Raw genomic sequence first — 21,941 nt, 5'->3', positions numbered from 1 at the left:
AACTCAACTCCTCCGTCATGCTTAGAAAAATGCATGACGGAGGATGCCATGAAAACCAGAAAACTGACGGAAGCCGATGTTACGGCCGAATCTGTCTTTATGTTACAGCGCCGCCAGATCCTGAAGATGCTTGGCATTAGCGCCACCGCCCTTTCACTTTCTCCAACTGCCCATGCCGACCTGCTCGACTGGTTTAAAGGCAACGATCGTCCGAAAGCGCCCTCAGGCCAGCCGCTAACCTTTACCAAACCCGCTCAATGGCAAAATAAACTGCCGCTGACGCCGGAAGATAAAGTCACGGGCTATAACAATTTCTATGAGTTTGGTCTTAATAAAGCCGATCCCGCCGCGAACGCGGGCAGCATGAAAACCGATCCCTGGACCTTAAAAATTGAGGGTGAAGTCGCCAAACCGCTCACCTTTGATTATCACGATCTCACTACCCGTTTCCCGCTTGAAGAGCGTATTTACCGGATGCGCTGCGTCGAGGCGTGGTCGATGGTAGTACCGTGGATCGGTTTCCCACTGCACAAGCTGCTGGCAATGGCCGAACCCACCAGCGATGCTAAATATGTCTCCTTCCAGACGCTTTACTCACCGGAGCAAATGCCAGGGCAGAAAGACCGGTTTATCGGCGGCGGGCTGGAATATCCTTATGTCGAAGGATTGCGGCTCGATGAGGCGATGCATCCGCTGACGCTGCTGACCGTTGGCGTTTACGGAAAAGCCTTACCACCGCAAAACGGTGCGCCCATCCGCTTAACTGTGCCGTGGAAATATGGTTTTAAAGGCATCAAATCGATCGTCAGCATTAAGCTGACCAAAGAGCGCCCGCCGACCACCTGGAATCTCGCCGCGCCGAATGAATATGGTTTCTTTGCGAACGTGAACCCGCATGTGGATCATCCGCGCTGGTCCCAGGCCACCGAGCGCTTTATCGGTTCTGGCGGTGCGCTGGACGTTAAACGCCAGCCGACGTTGCTGTTTAACGGCTACGCCGATGAAGTCGCCTCGCTCTATCGCGGGCTCAATTTGCGGGAGAATTTTTAGTGCGCTTAACTGCTAAACAGGTAATCTGGCTCAAAGTGCTATTGCACCTGGCCGGGTTGCTTCCTTTTATATGGCTATTCTGGGCTGCCAGTCAGGGCTATTTCAGCGCCGACCCGGCCAAAGATATTCAACACTTTACCGGTAGGATGGCTCTGAAATTTTTACTGGCCTCCTTGCTGATTTCGCCCCTCGCACGCTACGCTAAACAGCCATTATTGATACGCACCCGCCGCCTTTTAGGTTTATGGTGCTTTGCCTGGGCGACGATACATCTCACCAGCTATACGTTGCTGGAGCTGGGGATTAACAATCTGGCGCTACTTGGCAGCGAACTGGTATCGCGTCCGTATCTGACGCTAGGGATTATCAGTTGGGTGATTTTACTGGCGCTGACGCTGACATCGACGCAGTTTGCCCAGCGAAAATTGGGCCGCCGCTGGCAACTTTTGCATAACTTCGTCTATCTTGTGGCGATCCTGGCGCCGATACATTATCTGTGGTCAGTGAAGATTTTATCCCCTCAGCCCATCATCTACGCTGTGCTTGCTTTAGGGCTTTTGGCATGGCGTTACAAGAAGTTCCGCCAGTGGTGGCGATAGTTCGCGAAACTGTGCGTATTCCCGCAGATTACTTATCAACCGCGAATCTTTTTCCAATTGCGGTTGATAATCTTCCCTGATAAGACCAGTATTTAGCTGCTAAATGCTACGAAATCGTTATAATGTGCGACCTTGGTTTTCCTGAAGGGGATTTTCACTCCCTGAAAAGGTGACAATTGCGCATCGAAGGTATATTTTGTTTTTTACCCGAGAATCGCAGGAGATAGCGGCACAATGACTGGAAAGTTGCACATCTTAGTTTTGAACGGACCGAACCTGAATATGCTCGGAACCCGCGAACCCGAGAAGTACGGCACGCTGACCTTAAGCGAAATTGTTAACCGTCTTAGTACGGAAGCAGCGGCGCTTGACGTGAGTCTTGACCATTTTCAGTCAAATGCGGAGTACGCACTCATCGACCGTATTCATCAGGCTAAAGACACTGTGGACTATATCCTGATTAATCCGGCCGCGTTTACGCACACCAGTGTTGCTATCCGCGACGCACTGCTTGCGGTGAGCATCCCGTTTATCGAGATCCACCTGAGCAATGTGCATGCACGAGAGCCGTTCCGCCACCATTCGTATCTGTCGGATATCGCCGCCGGCGTTATCTGCGGACTGGGTGCTGACGGTTATTCATACGCTTTACAGACAGCGGTAAAACGCCTGTCACAATCACACTAAACAAGAGTACGGAACCCACTCATGGATATTCGTAAGATTAAAAAACTGATCGAGCTGGTTGAAGAATCAGGCATCTCCGAACTGGAAATTTCTGAAGGCGAAGAGTCTGTACGCATCAGCCGTGCAGCGCCAGCCGCTAGCTTCCCGGTCATGCAGCAGGCTTATGCTGCACCTGTGATGCAGCAGCAGCCTGCTCTGTCTAACGCAGTCGCTCCGGCCGCAGAAGCGCCGGCTGCAGCAGCCGCAGAAATCAGTGGTCACATCGTACGTTCCCCGATGGTTGGTACTTTCTACCGCACGCCAAGCCCGGACGCTAAAGCGTTCTGCGAAGTGGGTCAGAAAGTCAATGCAGGCGATACCCTGTGTATCGTTGAAGCCATGAAAATGATGAACCAGATCGAAGCTGACAAGTCAGGCATTGTTAAAGCGATTCTGGTCGAAAGTGGTCAGCCGGTAGAATTTGACGAGCCGCTGGTCGTCATCGAGTAACGAGGCGAACATGCTGGATAAAATTGTCATCGCCAACCGTGGCGAGATCGCACTGCGAATCCTTCGTGCCTGTAAAGAACTGGGCATTAAGACTGTCGCTGTGCACTCAAGCGCGGATCGCGATTTAAAACACGTATTACTGGCGGATGAGACGGTCTGTATTGGCCCGGCTCCGTCCGTAAAAAGTTATCTGAATATCCCGGCTATCATCAGCGCCGCTGAAATCACCGGCGCGGTGGCAATCCATCCGGGTTATGGCTTCCTCTCTGAGAACGCCAATTTTGCTGAGCAGGTTGAGCGCTCTGGCTTTATCTTCATCGGCCCGAAAGCTGACACTATCCGCCTGATGGGCGATAAAGTGTCCGCAATCACCGCGATGAAAAAAGCAGGCGTTCCGACCGTACCAGGTTCTGACGGCCCTCTGGGCGACGATATGGATGCAAACCGCGCTCATGCTAAACGCATTGGCTACCCGGTTATCATCAAAGCGTCCGGCGGCGGCGGCGGTCGTGGTATGCGCGTTGTACGTAGCGATGCAGACCTGGCGCAATCCATCTCCATGACCAAAGCTGAAGCGAAAGCCGCTTTCAGCAATGACATGGTATACATGGAAAAATACCTGGAAAACCCACGCCACATCGAAATTCAGGTGCTGGCTGACGGTCAGGGTAACGCTATCTATCTGGCTGAACGTGACTGCTCCATGCAGCGTCGTCACCAGAAAGTGGTCGAAGAAGCACCAGCACCGGGCATTACCCCGGAACTGCGTCGCTACATCGGCGAGCGTTGCTCCAAAGCGTGCGTCGATATCGGCTATCGCGGTGCTGGTACGTTCGAATTCCTGTTCGAAAACGGCGAGTTCTACTTCATTGAGATGAACACCCGTATTCAGGTTGAACACCCGGTGACTGAAATGATTACCGGCGTTGACTTGATCAAAGAACAGCTGCGTATCGCGGCGGGTCAACCGCTGTCCATCAAGCAGGAAGAAGTTGTGGTGAAAGGTCATGCGGTCGAGTGCCGTATTAACGCCGAAGACCCGAACACCTTCCTGCCGAGCCCGGGTAAAATCACGCGTTTCCACGCGCCGGGTGGCTTTGGTGTGCGTTGGGAATCTCATATCTACGCTGGCTACACTGTGCCACCGTACTATGACTCAATGATCGGTAAGCTTATCTGCTACGGCGAGAACCGTGATGTGGCGATTGCCCGCATGAAGAACGCCCTGCAGGAGCTGATCATCGATGGTATTAAAACCAACGTGGATCTGCAGGTTCGTATCATGAACGATGAGAACTTCCAGAATGGTGGGACTAACATCCACTATCTTGAGAAGAAACTCGGCCTTCACGAAAAGTAAGACCGCATTAGCGTTAAAAGGCCGGAGATTCCGGCCTTTTTTATTTATTCATCCACAAGGGACTTAAAATGGACAAGCGTTTTGTTCAAGCCCATAAAGAAGCGCGCTGGGCGCTGTGGCTGACCCTTCTCTATCTCGCCGCATGGTTAGTAACCGCTTACTTACCTGATTCGGCCCCCGGATTCACCGGCCTGCCGCACTGGTTTGAAATGGCCTGTCTGCTGATGCCTTTGGTCTTTACGCTGCTGTGCTGGCTGATGGTGCGTTTTATCTTCCGCGATATCTCTCTGGAGGATAGCGATGCAAACTGAAATCATCGCCGTTCTGATTATCTATCTCTTTGTTGTCTTTGGCCTCTCGGCTTACGCCATGCGCAAGCGCAGCACCGGCTCGTTTCTCAGTGAATATTTCCTGGGAAGTCGTTCGATGGGCGGATTTGTACTGGCGATGACGCTGACCGCCACCTATGTCAGCGCCAGCTCTTTTATTGGCGGGCCAGGTGCGGCGTATAAATACGGGCTCGGCTGGGTGCTGCTGGCGATGATTCAGGTCCCGACGATCTGGCTGTCGCTCGGTATTTTGGGCAAGAAATTCGCCATTCTCGCCAGACGCTATAACGCGATTACCCTGAATGACATGTTGCAGGCCCGCTATCAGAACCGCGCGGTGGTGTGGATTGCCAGCGTCAGCCTGCTGGTTGCCTTCGTCGGCGCGATTGCCGTGCAGTTCATCGGCGGCGCGCGTTTGCTGGAAACGGCGGCGGGTATCAAATACGAAAATGGGCTGTTGATCTTCGGTATTACCATCGCGCTATACACCGCATTTGGCGGTTTCCGTGCCAGCGTACTCAACGACACGATGCAGGGCATGGTGATGCTGATTGGCACCCTGGTGCTGCTGGTCGGCGTAATTTACGCGGCGGGCGGCCTGCATAACGCGGTGGAAACCCTCGAGCAGATTGACCCGAAACTGGTGAGTCCGCACGGTGCCGACGATATTCTCACCCCAGCTTTTATGACCTCATTCTGGGTTCTGGTTTGTTTTGGTGTCATCGGCCTGCCCCATACGGCGGTGCGCTGTATCTCCTATAAAGACAGCAAAGCCGTTCACCGTGGGATAATCATCGGTACGATCGTAGTGTCTCTGTTGATGCTGGGAATGCATCTCGCGGGCGCACTGGGTCGCGCCATTTTGCCGCATCTGACCGTGCCTGATCAGGTGATCCCGACGTTAATGGTGCAGGTGCTACCGCCGTGGGCCGCCGGGCTTTTCCTGGCCGCGCCGATGGCGGCGATCATGTCCAACGTCAATGCGCACTTGTTGCAGGCATCGGCCACCATCATTAAAGATCTGTGGCTCAGCGCGACTCCGGCTAAAATACACAATGAGCACCGCCTGAAGCGCATTTCGACATGGACAACGCTGGTGCTTGGCATTCTGATGATGCTGGCCGCGTGGCGCCCACCGGAGATGATCATCTGGCTCAACCTGCTGGCGTTCGGCGGGCTGGAAGCGGTGTTCCTGTGGCCGCTGGTGCTGGGCCTGTACTGGGAACGCGCTAATGCTGCGGGTGCGCTCAGCGGAATGATTGTCGGTGGCGTACTGTATGCAGTGCTCGCCACGTTTAAAATTCAGTATCTGGGCTTCCATCCGATTGTGCCTTCGTTACTGCTAAGTTTGCTGGCGTTTGTGGTGGGGAACCGTTTCGGTCAACCCGTCCCACAGGCAGCCGTGATTTCTACTGATAAATAAAGAGTTTTGCCATGCCGTGGATCCAATTAAAACTGAACACAACCGGTGCAAATGCCGAAGAACTGAGTGACGCGTTAATGGAAGCGGGTTCAGTTTCCATTACTTTCCAGGATACGCATGACACACCGGTGTTTGAGCCGCTGCCAGGCGAAACCCGTCTGTGGGGTGATACTGATGTCATCGGCCTGTTCGATGCCGAAACCGACATGAAAGAAGTGGTGGCGATCCTTGAGAATCATCCGCTGCTGGGCGTTGGCTTTGTGCATAAGATTGAGCAACTGGAAGATAAAGACTGGGAACGCGAGTGGATGGATAACTTCCATCCAATGCAATTCGGTAAACGTCTGTGGATCTGCCCAAGCTGGCGCGATGTGCCGGACGCTAACGCCGTGAACGTGATGCTGGATCCGGGCCTGGCGTTCGGTACAGGTACCCACCCGACAACCTCTCTGTGCCTGCAGTGGCTTGACGGGCTGGATCTGGAAGGCAAAACCGTGATCGACTTCGGCTGCGGTTCCGGGATCCTGGCGATTGCGGCCCTGAAACTGGGTGCTGCGAAAGCCATCGGGATCGATATCGATCCGCAGGCGATCCAGGCCAGTCGCGATAATGCGCAGCGCAACGGCGTTTCCGATCGCCTTGAGCTGTATTTACCGGATGGCCAGCCAGAGGTCATGAAAGCCGATGTGGTGGTTGCTAACATTCTTGCTGGCCCGTTACGCGAACTGGCACCATTAATCAGCGTGCTGCCCGTTGAGGGCGGTCTGCTGGGCCTGTCGGGGATTCTTGCCAGCCAGGCTGAGAGCGTGTGCGAAGCGTACGCCGATCTCTTCGCTCTCGATCCGGTCATCGAGAAAGAAGAGTGGTGCCGCATCACCGGTCGTAAAAAGTAAGTTGGTGTTTATGGCGTGGTCTTTCGATGACCACGCCTGCTTCGTTTCCCTAAAATTGCTCAGAATACGTCCATCTTATTCATCATGATCATGTTCTAAAATGAGACGCCGATCGCAAAGAAGGCCGACAATCTGCTGCTTAAAACAGCAGATTATCCCGAATAAGTGATTCATTTATGCAGAAATGATGAGAAGTTACGGGAATTTGTAAGCGGTGATAAAATAGTCACAATCATTTAAGGCAATGATTTAAATAGTTAATAATTTTCCCAGTAGGTGCTGAACAGCAATTCATTGATCTGTAATAGCGGATTGTTCAAAGTTTGGCCTTTCATCTCGTGCAAAAAATGCGTAATATACGCCGCCTTGCAGTCACAGTATGGTCATTTCTTAACTCATGCGCATCGGACACTACCAGCTCAGAAATCGACTGATCGCAGCACCTATGGCAGGTATTACCGACCGGCCGTTCAGGACGCTGTGCTACGAGATGGGAGCAGGATTAACCGTTTCCGAGATGATGTCGTCTAACCCGCAGGTTTGGGAAAGCGACAAGTCCCGTCTTCGGATGGTGCATATTGATGAGCCAGGTATTCGCACCGTGCAAATTGCCGGAAGTGATCCTGAAGAAATGGCGGAAGCCGCGCGTATTAACGTTGAAAGTGGCGCCCAAATTATTGATATCAATATGGGTTGCCCGGCAAAAAAGGTGAATCGCAAGCTTGCAGGTTCAGCCCTGTTGCAATACCCCGATCAGGTGAAGTCGATTTTGTCGGTGGTGGTTAACGCAGTGGACGTTCCCGTTACGTTAAAGATTCGCACTGGTTGGGCGCCGGAACACCGTAACTGTGTAGAAATTGCCCAACTGGCCGAAGACTGTGGTATCCAGGCCCTGACCATTCATGGACGCACTCGCGCCTGTTTGTTCAACGGCAATGCGGAATACGACAGCATTCGGGCAGTTAAGCAGAAAGTTTCCATTCCGATTATCGCGAATGGCGACATAACTGACCCGCTAAAAGCCAGGGCTGTGCTCGACTATACAGGGGCAGATGCTCTGATGATAGGACGTGCGGCTCAGGGAAGACCCTGGATCTTTCGGGAAATCCAGCATTATCTGGACACTGGAGAGTTGCTTGCTCCCCTGCCTCTGGCAGAGGTTAAGCGCTTGCTTTGTTCGCATATTCGGGAACTGCATGACTTTTATGGTCAGGCAAAAGGGTACCGAATTGCGCGTAAACACGTTTCCTGGTATCTCCAGGAGCACGCTCCAAATGACCAGTTTCGGCGCACATTCAACGCCATAGAGGATGCCAGCGTACAGCTGGAGGCGTTGGAGGCATACTTCGAAAATTTTGCGTAAACAGAAATAAAGAGCTGACAGAACTATGTTCGAACAACGCGTAAATTCTGACGTACTGACCGTTTCTACCGTTAACTCTCAGGATCAGGTAACTCAAAAACCCCTCCGTGACTCGGTAAAACAGGCACTGAAGAACTATTTTGCTCAACTGAATGGTCAAGATGTTAGTGATCTGTATGAGCTGGTATTGGCTGAAGTTGAACAGCCACTGTTGGACATGGTGATGCAATACACCCGCGGTAACCAAACCCGCGCTGCCCTGATGATGGGTATCAACCGTGGTACTCTTCGTAAGAAGCTGAAAAAATACGGCATGAACTAATTTCGATTAGCTAACTGCTTGTTTAAAAAGGCGCTACTCGGCATGGGGACGCGCCTTTTTTATTGTCTGAAATCTGAACGTCAAGAGTTTGTAAACCCTGTCTTCTCCCGCTTTTAAACGCCTGCTTTTCATGTATATTTCCACCACCTCACTGGACCTCTTTCTGACCGGAACGACACAATGATTCGTAAATACTGGTGGCTGGTTGTATTTGCTGTCACGGTTTTCATCTTTGATGCACTGCTGATCCAGTGGATTGAGTTACTGAGCACCGAAACCGATCAGTGTCGCAATATGAATTCGGTGAACCCGCTCAAACTGGTGAATTGTTCAGACCTCGATTAAGCAGCGAACATCAGCAATAAAGAGCTTATCACCCATTAAAAACGGGGATTTAAAAGCCTTTTCGCCATTCCGATACGATGATAATGTCACTGCCCTTTTCAGGCGCTATTGCATAACGTCTCACTGAGAATGAGTTAAGCCCACCATGCTGGTTAGCCAATACAACCCAATCCTCGTTGCTGTCTCCTTTGTTGTTGCCATCCTCGCAGCCTATACCGCACTCAATATGGCCGCGCGCGTCGCGGGAAGTCAGGGCGTCGCTGCACGCGTCTGGCTAGCGGGTGGCGGCGTGGCGATGGGGATCGGCGTGTGGGCAATGCATTTCATCGGCATGCTGGCGATGGAGCTCTCCATGAGCATGAGCTATAGCCCAGTGATGACGGTGCTCTCGATGTTCATCGCGATCGGTTCTTCGATGTTTGCGCTTTGGCTGGTCAGCGGAGAACAACTGCGATTACGACGCTTACTGCCCGGCGCATTAGTTATGGGGGCAGGCATTGTCGCCATGCATTACACCGGCATGGCTGCACTGGAAGTGACGCCAGGCATTATCTGGGACAACCTCTGGGTCGCTATCTCTGTTGTCATTGCGCTGGCCGCTTCACTTGCGGCGTTGTGGCTCACGTTTCGTTTGCGTCACGAAGCGGCACAAGTTGCGGTGATGCGACTAGGCGCGGCCGTGACGATGGGTATCGCAATTGCGGGTATGCATTATGCAGGCATGAAAGCGGCGCAATTCCCGCCATCTACATTAATACACCATCACGGTATTAACGGCAGCTGGCTGGCGGTGCTGGTGAGCGTAGTGGCCCTCTCTATTCTCGGCATCACTTTACTGGTTTCCATGCTGGATGCCAGGCTCCAGGCCCGAACCGCTCTGCTGGCCTCATCCCTTGCTGAAGCTAACCGAGAACTTGCCCAGCTGGCGCTTCACGATACTCTAACGCGCTTACCCAATCGCGTCCTTCTGGAAGATCGGCTCGATCAGGCAATCAGCAAGGCTGATCGTGAAGGCACACACTTCGCGCTGATGTTTATGGATCTCGATGGATTCAAAGCGGTGAACGATGCGTATGGCCATGATACTGGCGATAAACTTTTGATCGCTGTCACCGAGCGGCTTCTGCTGCCGCTGAAAGGCCAGTATACCCTCGCCCGCATCGGCGGTGATGAATTCGTCCTGCTGGCGGAAGTTGGCGGACCGGATGATGCAGCCTCGCTTGCCAGCGCGCTGGTCCGTACCATCGACAGCCCTTTCAACGTCGAGCCTTACGAGCTGGTCGTCACTATCAGTATCGGTATTGCCCTTTATCCGCACGACGGTAAAACCGATCGCGAAATGATGTTTAACGCCGACGCGGCGATGTATCACACTAAGCACATGGGCCGTAACGGCTACCACTTCTTCCAGCCGTCGATGAACACGCTGGCGCAAACCCATTTACAACTGATGAACGATCTGTGGCTGGCCATCGATCGCGATGAACTGCGCCTGCACTATCAGCCGAAATTCCATGCACCTGCTGGCCCAATATTGGGCTTTGAGGCTTTGCTGCGCTGGGAGCATCCGAAACAAGGACTGCTGTCTCCTGATGTATTCCTGCAACTGGCAGAGAAAACCGGGCTGATTATCCCGATGGGTAACTGGGTGATAAACGAAGCCTGCCGCCAGCTCCGCGAGTGGCATCTTCAGGGTCACAAAGATTGGTCGATGGCGGTGAATTTGTCCACGCTTCAGTTTGAGCAACCCACGCTGGTCAATACTGTCCTTGACTGTCTGGCGCTTCATCGCGTTCCGCCTGAATCTTTGATTCTGGAAGTGACAGAAACCACCGCGATGCACAACCCAGAGGAAAGTGTCAGGATCTTAACGGCGCTAACGAATGCCGGTGTGAAAGCCTCAATTGACGATTTTGGTACAGGCTATTCCAGCCTGCTGTATCTGAAGCAGTTGCCCGCCTGCGAGCTGAAAATCGATCGTGCGTTTGTGAAAGATCTGAGCGGGAAAAGTGATGATGCCACTATCGTCTCGGCGATTGTAGCCCTGGCGAAAACGCTGAACCTGAAAGTGGTCGCAGAAGGCGTAGAAACGGAAGCTCAGCAGCAATTCCTCACTGAACTTGGCTGTAATACGCTTCAGGGGTATTTGTTAGGCAAGCCTGTAACACCACAAACCGTCGAAGAGCTGTGCAATAATGTTGATGAGATAAAATACCACCTACCATCATGAGGCAACAGGATAAGTCACTGGCGGTACGCGTGTAATATTTAGCGTCGCCAGGATATTATCCACCAGCGCGGGGGCTTGCTGATAGAGGTTATAATTCTCACTGTTCATTAACCAGTTTTTGATTAATCCACTAAAGAAGCCGTGGAAAACAATCAACGTAAGATCAATATTCATTTGTGGAGAAATGATTCCCCACGCCAGCCCTTTTTCCAGCAGCATACGGACATTGTCATAATTAAAACCAATTCTTCGTCTAATTTCGCACTCTGATGTCATTTCGTTATTAAATTCACATTTGTGATACAGAATTTGTAAAAGTGCTCGCTGCCGGGGAGTTCGAGAAATATATTGCAACGCCGCGATAAACCGTTCTCGAAGAACACACAGCGGATCATCATTATTCGTCAGTGAAAGCTGGTCAAAAATTAAGTCGCATAACGGCAGTTGCTGATCCCAGATAGCATTAAAGATTTCCGACTTGCTGGAAAAGTGCCAGTAAATCGCCCCGCGCGTAACACCGGCTGCCTCAGCGATATCCGTCAGCGTAGTGCTTGCCACGCCGCGCGTCGAGAACTCGACAATGGCGGCTTCTATCAGCTGCTGTCGTGTTTTTTGTGCATCTTCTTTTGTTTTACGCGCCATAGATTCTCACCCGTCACCAGAACGATTCTCTACGTGAATGAAAACACGCAGTCGTGGGAGTATTCCCTAAAAGGAAAGGTTATTCTGAACAAAAAAAGTCAATTAACCGAATCAATAATTACCACGAATAAATCAGACTAATTTAATTCACGAAACATATAAGTAACCCTGGATAATATTTAAATCAGTGCGTTTTTCCTCATCACTATATCGTTGATTCGTCATGCCGGGCTCTGGTTTTTATCTTAATTAAACGTGCGCCGCACTTATAAATTAAACAACCGCAACACACCTCATTATGATGTGCGCTGGATTTCTGACTCTTTGCCCCGCGACATTCATTCACGACTTCACGGCAAATATCAGTTTATTGTTTTTTAAAGGAACAGTAATGACGAAACACTTCAGGCTTTTACCCTTATCCGGTTTTATTGTCTGCTCCGCACTGCTTGCTGGCTGTGATGGTTCTGATAACTCGCAACACAGCACACAGGCACCTCAGGTAACTGTTTATGTCGTGAAAAGTGCTCCGCTGGCGGTGACAACAGAGCTTCCGGGGCGCACGGATGCTTTTCGCGTGGCTGAAGTTCGCCCGCAGGTAAATGGCATTGTTTTACGCCGTAACTTTATCGAAGGCAGTGACGTTAAAGCTGGCGATTCGCTTTACCAGATCGATCCTGCGACCTATCAGGCTGCCTATGACAGCGCGAAAGGCGACCTGGGGAAAGCCGAAGCAGCGGCGAACATCGCTCATTTAACCGTGAAACGCTATGTCCCATTGGTTGGCACACAATATGTCAGCCGACAAGAATACGACCAGGCAGTGGCAGACGCCAGGCAGGCTGATGCGAGCGTCATTGCCGCTCAGGCTGGCGTCGAGACCGCACGTATCAATCTCGCCTATACCAAAGTGTCATCACCGATCAATGGGCGAATCGGTAAATCCAGCGTCACCGAAGGAGCGCTGGTGACCAACGGTCAATCCTCGGCATTGGCAACCGTGCAGCAACTTGATCCGATCTATGTGGATGTAACGCAGTCGAGCAATGATTTTATGCAGCTGAAACAGTCCAGCCTGCAAAAAGGCGATGGCACCAGTAGCGTTCAACTGCTGATGGAAAATGGTCAGCCCTACCCGCAAAAAGGGACGTTGCAATTCTCTGATGTCACCGTTGATGAGAGCACAGGTTCCATTACCCTTCGCGCCGTCTTCCCAAACCCGCAGCATATGCTGTTGCCGGGGATGTTTGTACGTGCTCGCATTGATGAAGGTGTGCAGCCAAATGCCATTCTGGTTCCACAGCAGGGCGTGACCCGTACACCACGCGGGGATGCCACTGTTCTGGTGGTGAATGCAAAAGAGCAGGTTGAAATGCGTAGCGTTGTAGCACCTCAGGCCATTGGCGATCGCTGGCTGATCACTGACGGTTTAAAAGAAGGTGATCGCGTTATCGTCAGCGGTCTGCAAAAGGCACATCCCGGCGCCACTGTGGTCGCCACGCCTGATTCCGCCGCCGCTAAAGCCAGTTAAGGGATTAATCAATGGCTAACTTTTTTATTCAAAGGCCGATTTTCGCCTGGGTGCTTGCCATCATTCTGATGATTGCGGGCGGACTGGCAATTCTCAAGCTGCCGGTGGCGCAGTATCCCACCATCGCTCCGCCTGCTGTTGCCGTTACGGCCGTTTACCCAGGCGCGGATGCGCAAACGGTGCAAGATACCGTTACACAGGTTATCGAACAGAACATGAACGGTATCGATAATCTGATGTACATGTCCTCCACCAGCGATTCTGCCGGTAACGTGACCATCACTCTGACCTTCCAGTCGGGTACCGATCCTGATATCGCGCAGGTACAGGTTCAGAATAAACTCCAGCTGGCGATGCCATTGCTGCCACAGGAAGTTCAGCAGCAAGGGATCGGTGTGGAGAAATCCAGCAGCAGCTTCCTTCTGGTTGCGGGTTTTGTTTCAGATAACAAAAGTCTGACGCAGGATGATATCTCCGATTATGTCGCATCCAACGTGAAAGACGCGATCAGTCGTACCTCTGGCGTGGGCGATGTGCAGCTGTTTGGCGCACAGTATGCGATGCGCATCTGGCTCGACAGCAACGCCCTGAATAAGTATCAGCTGACGCCGCTGGATGTCATCAATCAGCTTAAAACCCAAAACAACCAGATTGCGGCCGGGCAACTGGGCGGTACGCCTTCGGTACCAGGTCAGCAGTTGAACGCCTCGATCATCGCTCAAACACGCCTGAAAACACCGGAAGAGTTCAGCAAGATCACACTGAAGGTGAATCAGGACGGCTCGATGGTGCATCTGAAAGATGTGGCCCGTATTGAGTTGGGCGGTGAAAACTACAATATGGTCACGAAGATCAACGGCCAGGCAGCCACCGGTCTGGGCATCAAGCTGGCGACGGGCGCAAACGCGCTGGACACCGCCGCTGCGATTAAATCAAAACTGGCAGAATTACAGGCCTTCTTCCCACAAGGACTGAAAGTCGTTTATCCGTACGACACCACGCCATTCGTGAAGATATCCATTCATGAAGTGGTCAAAACGTTGTTTGAGGCGATCATTCTGGTCTTCCTCGTCATGTATCTGTTCCTGCAAAATCTGCGCGCCACGCTGATCCCCACGATCGCTGTACCCGTCGTGTTATTAGGGACTTTTGCCGTTCTTGGAGCATTCGGGTTTTCAATCAACACGCTGACGATGTTTGGGATGGTGCTGGCGATAGGCTTGCTGGTTGACGATGCTATTGTGGTCGTTGAGAACGTCGAACGCGTCATGGTGGAAGACAAACTACCGCCAAAAGAGGCGACACAGAAATCCATGGAGCAAATCCAGGGGGCGCTGGTCGGTATCGCAATGGTGCTTTCTGCGGTGTTTGTCCCGATGGCCTTTTTTGGCGGCTCTACGGGTGCAATCTACCGCCAATTCTCGCTGACTATTGTCTCGGCAATGGCGCTTTCTGTTTTGGTCGCACTGATTCTGACACCCGCACTCTGCGCCACGCTGCTCAAACCGCCGTCAGAAGAACATCATGCAAAAGGCGGTTTCTTTGGTTGGTTCAACAACCTCTTTGATAAGAGCGTGGAGCATTACAGCAATAGCGTGAGTGGGATTTTACGCAAAACCGGACGTTATCTGGTGGTGTATGTACTGATTGTGGGTGGAATGGCTGTATTGTTTTTGCGCCTTCCGACCTCCTTCCTTCCGGATGAGGATCAGGGCGTATTTATGACCATGGTCCAGTTGCCAGCTGGTGCCACGCAAACGCGTACACAGCAGATACTGGATCAGGTACAACAGTATTATCAAACCAAGGAAGCGGCCAACGTAGAATCAGTCTTTACGGTTAACGGGTTTAGCTTTAGCGGTCAGGGGCAAAACTCCGGTATCGCCTTTGTAAGCCTCAAACCGTGGGATGAGCGTCCTGGAGCTGAAAACGGCGTGGGAGCCATTGTTAGCCGCGCAACCAAAGCTTTCAGCCAGATTAAAGATGGGATGATTTTCCCCTTCAACTTGCCCGCGATTATCGAACTGGGTACGGCGACAGGGTTTGACTTTGAGCTTATCGACCAGGCTAACCTGGGTCATACTGAACTGACAAAAGCACGTAACCAACTGCTGGGTATGGTTAAAGAGCACCCGGAACTGCTGGAACGTGTGCGTCCAAACGGACTGGAGGATACGCCGCAGTTCAAACTGGATGTTGATCAGGAGAAAGCCCAGGCTCTGGGTGTCAGCGTGTCGGATATCAACCAGACCGTCTCTACCGCACTCGGCGGTACATACGTAAATGACTTTATCGATCATGGTCGTGTGAAAAAAGTGTACGCACAGGCCGACGCACAGTTCCGTATGTTGCCAGGTGATATCAATAACCTCTACGTACGCAGTGCAAACGGTGAAATGGTGCCTTTCTCTGCGTTTAGTACCTCGCGCTGGATTTCAGGCTCGCCGCGACTTGAGCGTTACAACGGGATGCCATCCATGGAAATCCTCGGCGAAGCTGCACCGGGCAAGAGTACCGGCGAAGCGATGGTCTTAATGGAGTCACTCGCCCAGAAACTACCTTCCGGGATTGGCTTCGACTGGACGGGAATGTCCTATCAGGAACGCCTCTCTGGCAACCAGGCCCCGGCGCTGTACGCTATTTCACTGATCGTCGTATTCTTGTGCCTGGCAGCGCTTTACGAGAGTTGGTCCATTCCGTTCTCCGTTATGCTGGTTGTGCCGTTGGGCGTTATTGGTGCCCTACTTGGTGCATCGCTGCGTGGGCTGAATAATGATGTCTATTTCCAGGTAGGGCTTCTCACCACCATCGGCCTCTCCGCGAAGAACGCCATTCTGATTGTGGAGTTTGCGAAAGACCTGATGGAAAAAGAAGGGAAAGGAGTCATTGAGGCCACGCTTGAAGCCTCACGTATGCGCCTTCGCCCGATTCTGATGACATCACTGGCATTTATCCTCGGTGTGCTGCCATTGGTTATCAGCCAGGGTGCAGGGAGCGGTGCGCAAAATGCCGTAGGGACAGGCGTTATGGGGGGGATGCTGTCTGCGACCCTTCTCGCAATCTTCTTCGTCCCTGTATTTTTCGTGGTCGTAAGAAGACGATTTAATCGCAATCCTAAGTAAATCAATTCAAAAGGCGTCATTCGGCGCCTTTTCTTCTTTCTTTAATTCAAAAATTAGCACGCGAATTATCATTGTATTTTTACTGCTAAGTTATTTCCTCCACGATTTTTACAAACCACATATTTTGAGATTATTCATCCTGTCAGTGCAGATGGGTGTAGTGGTAAAATAAACGCCAGCTCGATAAATCCACTTTCGATTTTATTGCGAGCCAGTTTTTATTCTGAGGTAACATCATGAAAAGATTCATTTGCGTTGCAACCCTCGCTGCGCTTCTCGCCGGATGTGCGCACGACTCTCCGTGTGTGCCGGTATATGACGATCAGGGTCGTCTGGTTCATACCAATACCTGTATGAAAGGCACCACCCAGGATAACTGGGAGACTGCAGGGGCAATCGCCGGTGGTGCTGCGGCTATCGCAGGCTTGACGTTAGGTATCGTCGCGTTAACTAAATAATGTTTTCCTGCAAAAGCGCGGCAAATCCGCGCTTTTGCTTCAAACCAGTGCAGTATTTTTTCAATACGTTAAAAAAACTCCCCATTCCCCTCTGCGTTAATTTATTAATGTCTGATTCTTCTCACATCTTTTTTGCGATGATTTGTTTATTTCATTTTCAGGCGTGATACTTTTCACAATTCAATGGCATTTAATATCCTGCCAATATTCACGTCAGAAACTACCTCTCTTAATTAGCTTCCGGGTTATCAACTTTTGCTCTGATTTGTGGCGTAGGTTGTGATTTCGCACCATTTCGGGGCGCTCGATTTATTTATCCCTGTCTACACTCTGCATTATGCGTTCAATTCTCCCTTTTTCTGCCGAGCGCAAAATTGGCATTACGTTTGCTTTATAAACGTCGGCCAACGCCACAGACAGGTCAAAGCGTTTTAAAACGACTTTCTATAACGATAAATTTCGCCACACAGGATGCATTATGAAAAAGACGATGATAGCCAGCCTGGCCGCCGCCGGCATGTTGTTTGCTGTAGCGGGACAGGTTCATGCCGGTACAACACTTGATGCCGTTAAAAAGAAAGGTTTTGTCCAATGCGGTATTAGTGATGGGTTACCGGGCTTCTCTTATGCCGATGCGAACGGAAAGTTCACTGGCATTGATGTCGATGTTTGCCGTGGCGTTGCAGCAGCCCTTTTCGGGGATGACACAAAAGTAAAATATACCCCACTGACGGCGAAAGAGCGTTTTACCGCGCTGCAATCGGGCGAAGTGGACATGCTTTCTCGTAATACAACCTGGACTTCGTCACGTGATGCGGGGATGGGGATGTCCTTTACCGGTGTGACTTACTACGATGGCATCGGCTTCCTGACCCACAACAAAGCGGGGCTGAAGAGCGCGAAAGAACTCGACGGAGCAACCGTTTGTATTCAGGCGGGAACCGATACCGAACTGAACGTCGCCGACTATTTCAAAGCCAACAACATGAAATACACGCCGGTGACTTTCGACCGTTCTGATGAATCAGCAAAAGCCCTGGAGTCAGGCCGTTGCGATACGCTGGCCTCCGATCAGTCCCAGCTCTATGCCCTGCGAATTAAACTGAGCAACCCGGCGGAATGGATTGTTCTGCCTGAAGTCATCTCCAAAGAGCCTCTCGGCCCGGTCGTTCGCCGTGGTGATGAAGACTGGTTCTCCATTGTTCGCTGGACGCTGTTCGCCATGCTGAATGCCGAAGAGATGGGTATCAATTCTAAAAACGTCGACGAGAAAGCCGCAAACCCTACGACACCGGATATGGCGCATCTTCTGGGTAAAGAAGGTGATTTCGGCAAGGATCTGAAGCTCGATAATAAATGGGCTTATAACATCATCAAACATGTCGGTAACTATGCAGAGATCTTTGAGCGCAACGTTGGATCGGAAAGCCCGCTGAAGATCAAACGTGGCCAGAACAACCTCTGGAATAACGGTGGTATTCAGTACGCTCCGCCGGTGCGTTAAGCATTTAGCTGTAACGGGCACTGCATTTGCGGTGCCCCGTCCAGAGTCATGGTTACCGAGGTTTCTTTATGTCCCATCGCCGCTTAGCCGTAAAAGGAAAACTTTCCTTTTCTCATCCCTCGGTTCGCGCATGGCTATTCCAGATAATAGCTATCGTCGCCGTTGTTGTTGTTGCGGTTTATTTGATTCATAACACTGTTACCAATCTGAGCAATCGCGGTATTACTTCTGGCTTTGCGTTTTTGGATCGTAGTGCCGGATTCGGAATTGTGCAGCATTTGATTGATTATCAAGAAGGCGATACATACGGCAGGGTGTTTCTTGTCGGTTTACTGAATACTCTGCTGGTCTCTGCTCTCTGCATTGTATTTGCCTCCTTGCTGGGCTTTTTTCTCGGGCTTGCGCGTCTTTCTGAGAACTGGCTATTACGTAAACTCTCGACAATTTATATCGAGACGTTTCGCAATATCCCCCCGCTACTGCAGATCTTCTTCTGGTATTTCGCCGTATTACGCAATCTGCCCGGACCACGACAGGCCGTTGATGCTTTAGATCTCTTTTACCTGAGCAACCGGGGTTTATATATTCCCTCACCGTTGGCTGGCGAAGGTCTGTATGCGTTTATCGCTGCATTTGTTATCGCGGTAGCAATTACGATTGGGCTGTTTCGTTATAACCGCTCACTTCAGATTAAAACCGGGCAACTTCGCAGAACCTGGCCAATCGGGGCATTACTGATCGTTGGTTTGCCTCTACTGGCCCACTGGGTATTCGGTGCCGCTTTACACTGGGACATTCCGCAGTTGCGAGGTTTTAACTTCCAGGGAGGGATGGTCCTTATTCCTGAACTGGCTGCTCTGACGCTTGCGCTGTCCATTTATACCTCTGCCTTTATTGCTGAAATTATTCGCTCAGGAATCCAGGCGGTTCCTTATGGTCAGCACGAAGCCGCACGTTCACTCGGATTACCCAACCCAGTAACGCTGCGCCAGGTGATCATTCCTCAGGCCTTACGTGTGATCATCCCGCCGCTGACCAGCCAGTATCTGAATATTGTCAAAAACTCCTCGCTGGCTGCCGCGATTGGTTATCCCGACATGGTTTCTCTGTTCGCCGGAACCGTACTTAACCAGACCGGACAAGCGATTGAGACTATTGCCATCACCATGTCCGTCTACCTGATTATCAGCCTGACAATTTCATTGCTGATGAATATCTATAACCGTCGCATCGCCCTGGTTGAGCGCTAAGGAACCATGATGACAAAAGCCGTATTGTCACACCCCTCGCGTCCGTCCAGCACCGGAAGCTGGCGTTTCATCGCCTGGGCACGCAAAAATCTGTTCTCCTCCTGGAGTAACAGTCTGCTGACAATTGTCAGCTTGTGGTTGATGTGGGAGCTGATTCCTCCGCTGCTGAACTGGGCTTTCTTGCAGGCAAACTGGGTAGGCTCAACGCGGGCGGACTGTACCAAAGCGGGTGCCTGTTGGGTGTTTATCCATGAGCGTTTTGGCCAGTTTATGTATGGTCTGTATCCACATGATCAACGCTGGCGTATCAATCTGGCACTGATTGCGGGTTTGCTGTCGATCGCCCCGATGTTCTTCAAAACCCTGCCACGTCGTGGACGCTATATTGCTTGTTGGGCAGTGATTTATCCGCTGATTGTGTGGTTGTTGCTATATGGCGGAATACTGGGACTTGAGCGGGTCGAAACTCGCCAATGGGGGGGATTAACTCTCACGCTGATCATTGCCTCCGTGGGGATCGCCGGGGCGCTACCTTTGGGTATCTTGCTGGCACTGGGACGTCGATCAGCCATGCCAGTAGTACGTACTCTTTCAGTTATTTTTATTGAATTCTGGCGTGGTGTACCGCTGATTACCGTGCTGTTCATGTCCTCGGTCATGCTGCCGCTGTTTATGGCAGAAGGCACAACAATCGACAAACTGATTCGCGCACTGGTGGGCGTCGTTTTATTCCAGTCAGCTTACGTTGCAGAGGTGGTTAGAGGTGGCCTACAGGCGCTGCCAAAAGGTCAGTACGAAGCGGCCGAATCACTGGCGCTCGGTTACTGGAAAATGCAGGGGCTGGTGATCTTACCCCAAGCCTTGAAGCTGGTTATTCCAGGGCTTGTGAACACCATCATCGCACTCTTTAAAGACACGAGTCTGGTGATCATTATCGGATTGTTTGATCTTTTCAGCAGTGTACAACAGGCCACAGTCGATCCCGTCTGGCTCGGCATGTCGACTGAAGGTTATGTTTTTGCAGCACTTGTTTACTGGATTTTCTGTTTCAGCATGTCGCGCTACAGCCAACACCTGGAGAAGCGCTTTAACACCGGGCGTACACCGCAATGAGGAACTTATGAGCAAAATAACTATGGCCCCGGCCGACGCGATGATTACGCTGGAAAATGTGAATAAATGGTATGGTCAGTTTCATGTCCTGAAAGACATCAACCTGAAGGTCAAACAGGGCGAGCGTATTGTTTTATGCGGCCCCTCAGGTTCAGGAAAATCTACCACCATTCGCTGTATTAACCATCTTGAGGAGCATCAGCAAGGACGTATCGTCGTTGATGGGATAGAGCTGGATGAGGACATTCGAAACATCGAACGTGCCCGTCAGGAAGTCGGTATGGTGTTCCAGCATTTCAATTTATTCCCGCATTTGACGGTGTTACAGAACCTTACTCTGGCCCCAATTTGGGTCAGGAAGATGCCTAAAAAGGAAGCTGAAGCGCTGGCAATGCATTACCTGGAACGTGTCCGTATTGCTGAGCACGCAAACAAATTTCCGGGACAAATTTCGGGCGGGCAGCAACAGCGTGTGGCAATTGCCCGCTCACTGTGTATGCAACCTAAAATTATGCTGTTTGATGAACCGACTTCAGCGCTCGACCCTGAAATGGTTAAAGAAGTACTCGACACGATGATTGGTTTAGCTCAATCGGGAATGACTATGCTCTGTGTTACGCATGAAATGGGCTTTGCCAGAACAGTTGCAGATAGAGTGATCTTTATGGATCGCGGAGAAATTGTTGAACAAGCACCACCTGATGAGTTCTTTGCTAATCCGAAATCTGAGCGTACACGCGCATTCTTATCGCAGGTGATTCATTAATCGTCTTCATTGCTCAGTGGTGTACTGCTACTGGGCAAATTTTCAGAGGAACAAATGCAAAAAGGCCATCCTTTCGGATGGCCTTTTCACTTAATTGATGTCTGGCAGTTCCCTACTCTCACATGGGGAGACCCCACACTACCATCGGCGCTACGGCGTTTCACTTCTGAGTTCGGCATGGGGTCAGGTGGGACCACCGCGCTAAAGCCGCCAGACAAATTCTTTTACTATTGCCGAACTTCAACCACGTATTAAGTGGTGCTGATACCCAGAGTCGAACTGGGGACCTCACCCTTACCAAGGGTGCGCTCTACCAACTGAGCCATATCAGCACGCTAAATTTGATGCCTGGCAGTTCCCTACTCTCACATGGGGAGACCCCACACTACCATCGGCGCTACGGCGTTTCACTTCTGAGTTCGGCATGGGGTCAGGTGGGACCACCGCGCTAAAGCCGCCAGGCAA

20 protein-coding genes, 1 tRNA gene and 2 rRNA genes are annotated in these 21,941 nt (G+C 51.4%); 19 read left to right on the top strand and 4 right to left on the bottom strand.

The genetic code is table 11. The features are described from left to right. Nucleotides 1–48 precede the first annotated feature (48 nt). The 12 genes from msrP to JBO43_RS15925 all read left to right on the top strand — a co-directional run bounded on the left by msrP (nt 49) and on the right by JBO43_RS15925 (nt 11,090). A complete protein-coding gene (gene msrP / locus JBO43_RS15980) occupies nt 49–1,050 on the top strand; it encodes a protein-methionine-sulfoxide reductase catalytic subunit MsrP (RefSeq protein WP_202674702.1) in 1,002 nt (333 codons plus the stop codon). Then, nucleotides 1,050–1,649, top strand: a complete 600-nt coding sequence (gene msrQ, locus JBO43_RS15975) for a protein-methionine-sulfoxide reductase heme-binding subunit MsrQ (protein ID WP_202674701.1) — start codon at nt 1,050–1,052, stop codon at nt 1,647–1,649. Before msrP ends, msrQ begins: the two co-directional genes overlap by 1 nt. Nucleotides 1,650–1,883: 234 nt before the next feature. Continuing rightward, nucleotides 1,884–2,336 (top strand): type II 3-dehydroquinate dehydratase, encoded by a 453-nt coding sequence (gene aroQ / locus JBO43_RS15970; protein WP_095283634.1) that lies wholly within the window; start codon nt 1,884–1,886, stop codon nt 2,334–2,336. Between the two features lie 21 nt (nt 2,337–2,357). Next, on the top strand, nt 2,358–2,825 hold the full coding sequence (gene accB, locus JBO43_RS15965; RefSeq protein WP_095283635.1) for an acetyl-CoA carboxylase biotin carboxyl carrier protein: 468 nt from the start codon (nt 2,358–2,360) through the stop codon (nt 2,823–2,825). A gap of 10 nt (nt 2,826–2,835) precedes the next feature. Beyond that, nucleotides 2,836–4,185, top strand: coding sequence for an acetyl-CoA carboxylase biotin carboxylase subunit (gene accC, locus JBO43_RS15960; RefSeq protein WP_095283636.1), 1,350 nt, complete (start codon nt 2,836–2,838; stop codon nt 4,183–4,185). Nucleotides 4,186–4,253: 68 nt separating this feature from the next. Then, nucleotides 4,254–4,496 carry a YhdT family protein gene (locus tag JBO43_RS15955; protein ID WP_103948824.1) on the top strand — a complete coding sequence of 81 codons (243 nt, stop codon included), beginning with the start codon at nt 4,254–4,256 and terminating at the stop codon, nt 4,494–4,496. Beyond that, nucleotides 4,486–5,937 (top strand): sodium/pantothenate symporter, encoded by a 1,452-nt coding sequence (gene panF / locus JBO43_RS15950; protein ID WP_095283638.1) that lies wholly within the window; start codon nt 4,486–4,488, stop codon nt 5,935–5,937. Before JBO43_RS15955 ends, panF begins: the two co-directional genes overlap by 11 nt. 11 nt (nt 5,938–5,948) lie before the next feature. Then, a complete protein-coding gene (prmA, locus tag JBO43_RS15945) occupies nt 5,949–6,830 on the top strand; it encodes a 50S ribosomal protein L11 methyltransferase (protein ID WP_095283639.1) in 882 nt (293 codons plus the stop codon). A 397-nt stretch (nt 6,831–7,227) separates the two neighbouring features. Next, nucleotides 7,228–8,193, top strand: coding sequence for a tRNA dihydrouridine synthase DusB (gene dusB / locus JBO43_RS15940; RefSeq protein WP_095283640.1), 966 nt, complete (start codon nt 7,228–7,230; stop codon nt 8,191–8,193). A 25-nt stretch (nt 8,194–8,218) separates the two neighbouring features. Continuing rightward, nucleotides 8,219–8,515, top strand: coding sequence for a DNA-binding transcriptional regulator Fis (gene fis / locus JBO43_RS15935; protein WP_003855228.1), 297 nt, complete (start codon nt 8,219–8,221; stop codon nt 8,513–8,515). Nucleotides 8,516–8,695: 180 nt separating this feature from the next. Next, entirely contained in the window at nt 8,696–8,860 is a 165-nt protein-coding gene (locus tag JBO43_RS15930) for a DUF2556 family protein (protein ID WP_103947069.1), read from the top strand. Nucleotides 8,861–9,005: 145 nt separating this feature from the next. Further along, the gene (locus tag JBO43_RS15925; protein ID WP_202674700.1) at nt 9,006–11,090 is read left to right on the top strand and encodes a putative bifunctional diguanylate cyclase/phosphodiesterase; all 2,085 of its coding nucleotides are present in this window, start codon (nt 9,006–9,008) and stop codon (nt 11,088–11,090) included. Here JBO43_RS15925 and envR read toward each other — a convergent pair. After that, a complete protein-coding gene (envR, locus tag JBO43_RS15920) occupies nt 11,085–11,732 on the bottom strand; it encodes an acrEF/envCD operon transcriptional regulator (protein ID WP_103947071.1) in 648 nt (215 codons plus the stop codon). The two genes, JBO43_RS15925 and envR, sit on opposite strands and share 6 nt — an antisense overlap. A gap of 391 nt (nt 11,733–12,123) precedes the next feature. Here envR and JBO43_RS15915 point away from each other — a divergent pair, with 391 nt between their 5' ends. The 7 genes from JBO43_RS15915 to JBO43_RS15885 all read left to right on the top strand — a co-directional run bounded on the left by JBO43_RS15915 (nt 12,124) and on the right by JBO43_RS15885 (nt 21,476). Next, complete coding sequence (locus JBO43_RS15915; RefSeq protein WP_095283644.1) at nt 12,124–13,263, top strand: efflux RND transporter periplasmic adaptor subunit; 1,140 nt, start codon at nt 12,124–12,126, stop codon at nt 13,261–13,263. Between the two features lie 11 nt (nt 13,264–13,274). Further along, on the top strand, nt 13,275–16,385 hold the full coding sequence (locus JBO43_RS15910; RefSeq protein WP_103948823.1) for an efflux RND transporter permease subunit: 3,111 nt from the start codon (nt 13,275–13,277) through the stop codon (nt 16,383–16,385). A 236-nt stretch (nt 16,386–16,621) separates the two neighbouring features. Then, nucleotides 16,622–16,843: a lipoprotein gene (locus JBO43_RS15905; protein ID WP_059177272.1), complete on the top strand. Its 222-nt coding sequence runs from the start codon at nt 16,622–16,624 to the stop codon at nt 16,841–16,843. 478 nt (nt 16,844–17,321) lie between these two features. Next, nucleotides 17,322–18,347, top strand: coding sequence for an amino acid ABC transporter substrate-binding protein (locus JBO43_RS15900; RefSeq protein WP_095283646.1), 1,026 nt, complete (start codon nt 17,322–17,324; stop codon nt 18,345–18,347). A gap of 68 nt (nt 18,348–18,415) precedes the next feature. Continuing rightward, nucleotides 18,416–19,597, top strand: a complete 1,182-nt coding sequence (locus tag JBO43_RS15895; RefSeq protein ID WP_103948822.1) for an amino acid ABC transporter permease — start codon at nt 18,416–18,418, stop codon at nt 19,595–19,597. Between the two features lie 9 nt (nt 19,598–19,606). Beyond that, complete coding sequence (locus JBO43_RS15890) at nt 19,607–20,710, top strand: amino acid ABC transporter permease (RefSeq protein ID WP_103947075.1); 1,104 nt, start codon at nt 19,607–19,609, stop codon at nt 20,708–20,710. Between the two features lie 7 nt (nt 20,711–20,717). Then, the gene (locus JBO43_RS15885; RefSeq protein WP_202674699.1) at nt 20,718–21,476 is read left to right on the top strand and encodes an amino acid ABC transporter ATP-binding protein; all 759 of its coding nucleotides are present in this window, start codon (nt 20,718–20,720) and stop codon (nt 21,474–21,476) included. 99 nt (nt 21,477–21,575) lie between these two features. Here JBO43_RS15885 and rrf (JBO43_RS15880) read toward each other — a convergent pair. The 3 genes from rrf (JBO43_RS15880) to rrf (JBO43_RS15870) all read right to left on the bottom strand — a co-directional run bounded on the left by rrf (JBO43_RS15880) (nt 21,576) and on the right by rrf (JBO43_RS15870) (nt 21,938). After that, nucleotides 21,576–21,691, bottom strand: a 5S ribosomal RNA gene (gene rrf, locus JBO43_RS15880). 41 nt (nt 21,692–21,732) lie between these two features. Beyond that, nucleotides 21,733–21,808, bottom strand: a tRNA-Thr gene (locus JBO43_RS15875). A gap of 14 nt (nt 21,809–21,822) precedes the next feature. Further along, nucleotides 21,823–21,938: ribosomal RNA gene (rrf, locus tag JBO43_RS15870) — 5S ribosomal RNA — on the bottom strand. Nucleotides 21,939–21,941: the final 3 nt, after the last annotated feature.

Source organism: Lelliottia jeotgali, from assembly GCF_016771845.1.
Lineage (GTDB): Bacteria > Pseudomonadota > Gammaproteobacteria > Enterobacterales > Enterobacteriaceae > Enterobacter > Enterobacter jeotgali.
The sequence above is the reverse complement of the archived record's forward strand: the minus strand, read 5'-3'. Positions and strand labels throughout refer to the sequence as shown.

Bases quoted from the DNA above. Each gene is read 5' to 3' on its own strand.
- JBO43_RS15910 (WP_103948823.1), top strand. From the start codon at position 13,275: ATGGCTAACTTTTTTATTCAAAGGCCGATTTTCGCCTGGGTGCTTGCC.
- accC (WP_095283636.1), top strand. From the start codon at position 2,836: ATGCTGGATAAAATTGTCATCGCCAACCGTGGCGAGATCGCACTGCGA.
- msrP (WP_202674702.1), top strand. From the start codon at position 49: ATGAAAACCAGAAAACTGACGGAAGCCGATGTTACGGCCGAATCTGTC.
- dusB (WP_095283640.1), top strand. From the start codon at position 7,228: ATGCGCATCGGACACTACCAGCTCAGAAATCGACTGATCGCAGCACCT.
- envR (WP_103947071.1), bottom strand. From the start codon at position 11,732: ATGGCGCGTAAAACAAAAGAAGATGCACAAAAAACACGACAGCAGCTG.
- JBO43_RS15905 (WP_059177272.1), top strand. From the start codon at position 16,622: ATGAAAAGATTCATTTGCGTTGCAACCCTCGCTGCGCTTCTCGCCGGA.
- fis (WP_003855228.1), top strand. From the start codon at position 8,219: ATGTTCGAACAACGCGTAAATTCTGACGTACTGACCGTTTCTACCGTT.
- panF (WP_095283638.1), top strand. From the start codon at position 4,486: ATGCAAACTGAAATCATCGCCGTTCTGATTATCTATCTCTTTGTTGTC.
- prmA (WP_095283639.1), top strand. From the start codon at position 5,949: ATGCCGTGGATCCAATTAAAACTGAACACAACCGGTGCAAATGCCGAA.
- JBO43_RS15890 (WP_103947075.1), top strand. From the start codon at position 19,607: ATGACAAAAGCCGTATTGTCACACCCCTCGCGTCCGTCCAGCACCGGA.
- JBO43_RS15925 (WP_202674700.1), top strand. From the start codon at position 9,006: ATGCTGGTTAGCCAATACAACCCAATCCTCGTTGCTGTCTCCTTTGTT.
- accB (WP_095283635.1), top strand. From the start codon at position 2,358: ATGGATATTCGTAAGATTAAAAAACTGATCGAGCTGGTTGAAGAATCA.
- JBO43_RS15885 (WP_202674699.1), top strand. From the start codon at position 20,718: ATGAGCAAAATAACTATGGCCCCGGCCGACGCGATGATTACGCTGGAA.
- JBO43_RS15895 (WP_103948822.1), top strand. From the start codon at position 18,416: ATGTCCCATCGCCGCTTAGCCGTAAAAGGAAAACTTTCCTTTTCTCAT.
- JBO43_RS15930 (WP_103947069.1), top strand. From the start codon at position 8,696: ATGATTCGTAAATACTGGTGGCTGGTTGTATTTGCTGTCACGGTTTTC.
- JBO43_RS15915 (WP_095283644.1), top strand. From the start codon at position 12,124: ATGACGAAACACTTCAGGCTTTTACCCTTATCCGGTTTTATTGTCTGC.
- JBO43_RS15955 (WP_103948824.1), top strand. From the start codon at position 4,254: ATGGACAAGCGTTTTGTTCAAGCCCATAAAGAAGCGCGCTGGGCGCTG.
- JBO43_RS15900 (WP_095283646.1), top strand. From the start codon at position 17,322: ATGAAAAAGACGATGATAGCCAGCCTGGCCGCCGCCGGCATGTTGTTT.
- aroQ (WP_095283634.1), top strand. From the start codon at position 1,884: ATGACTGGAAAGTTGCACATCTTAGTTTTGAACGGACCGAACCTGAAT.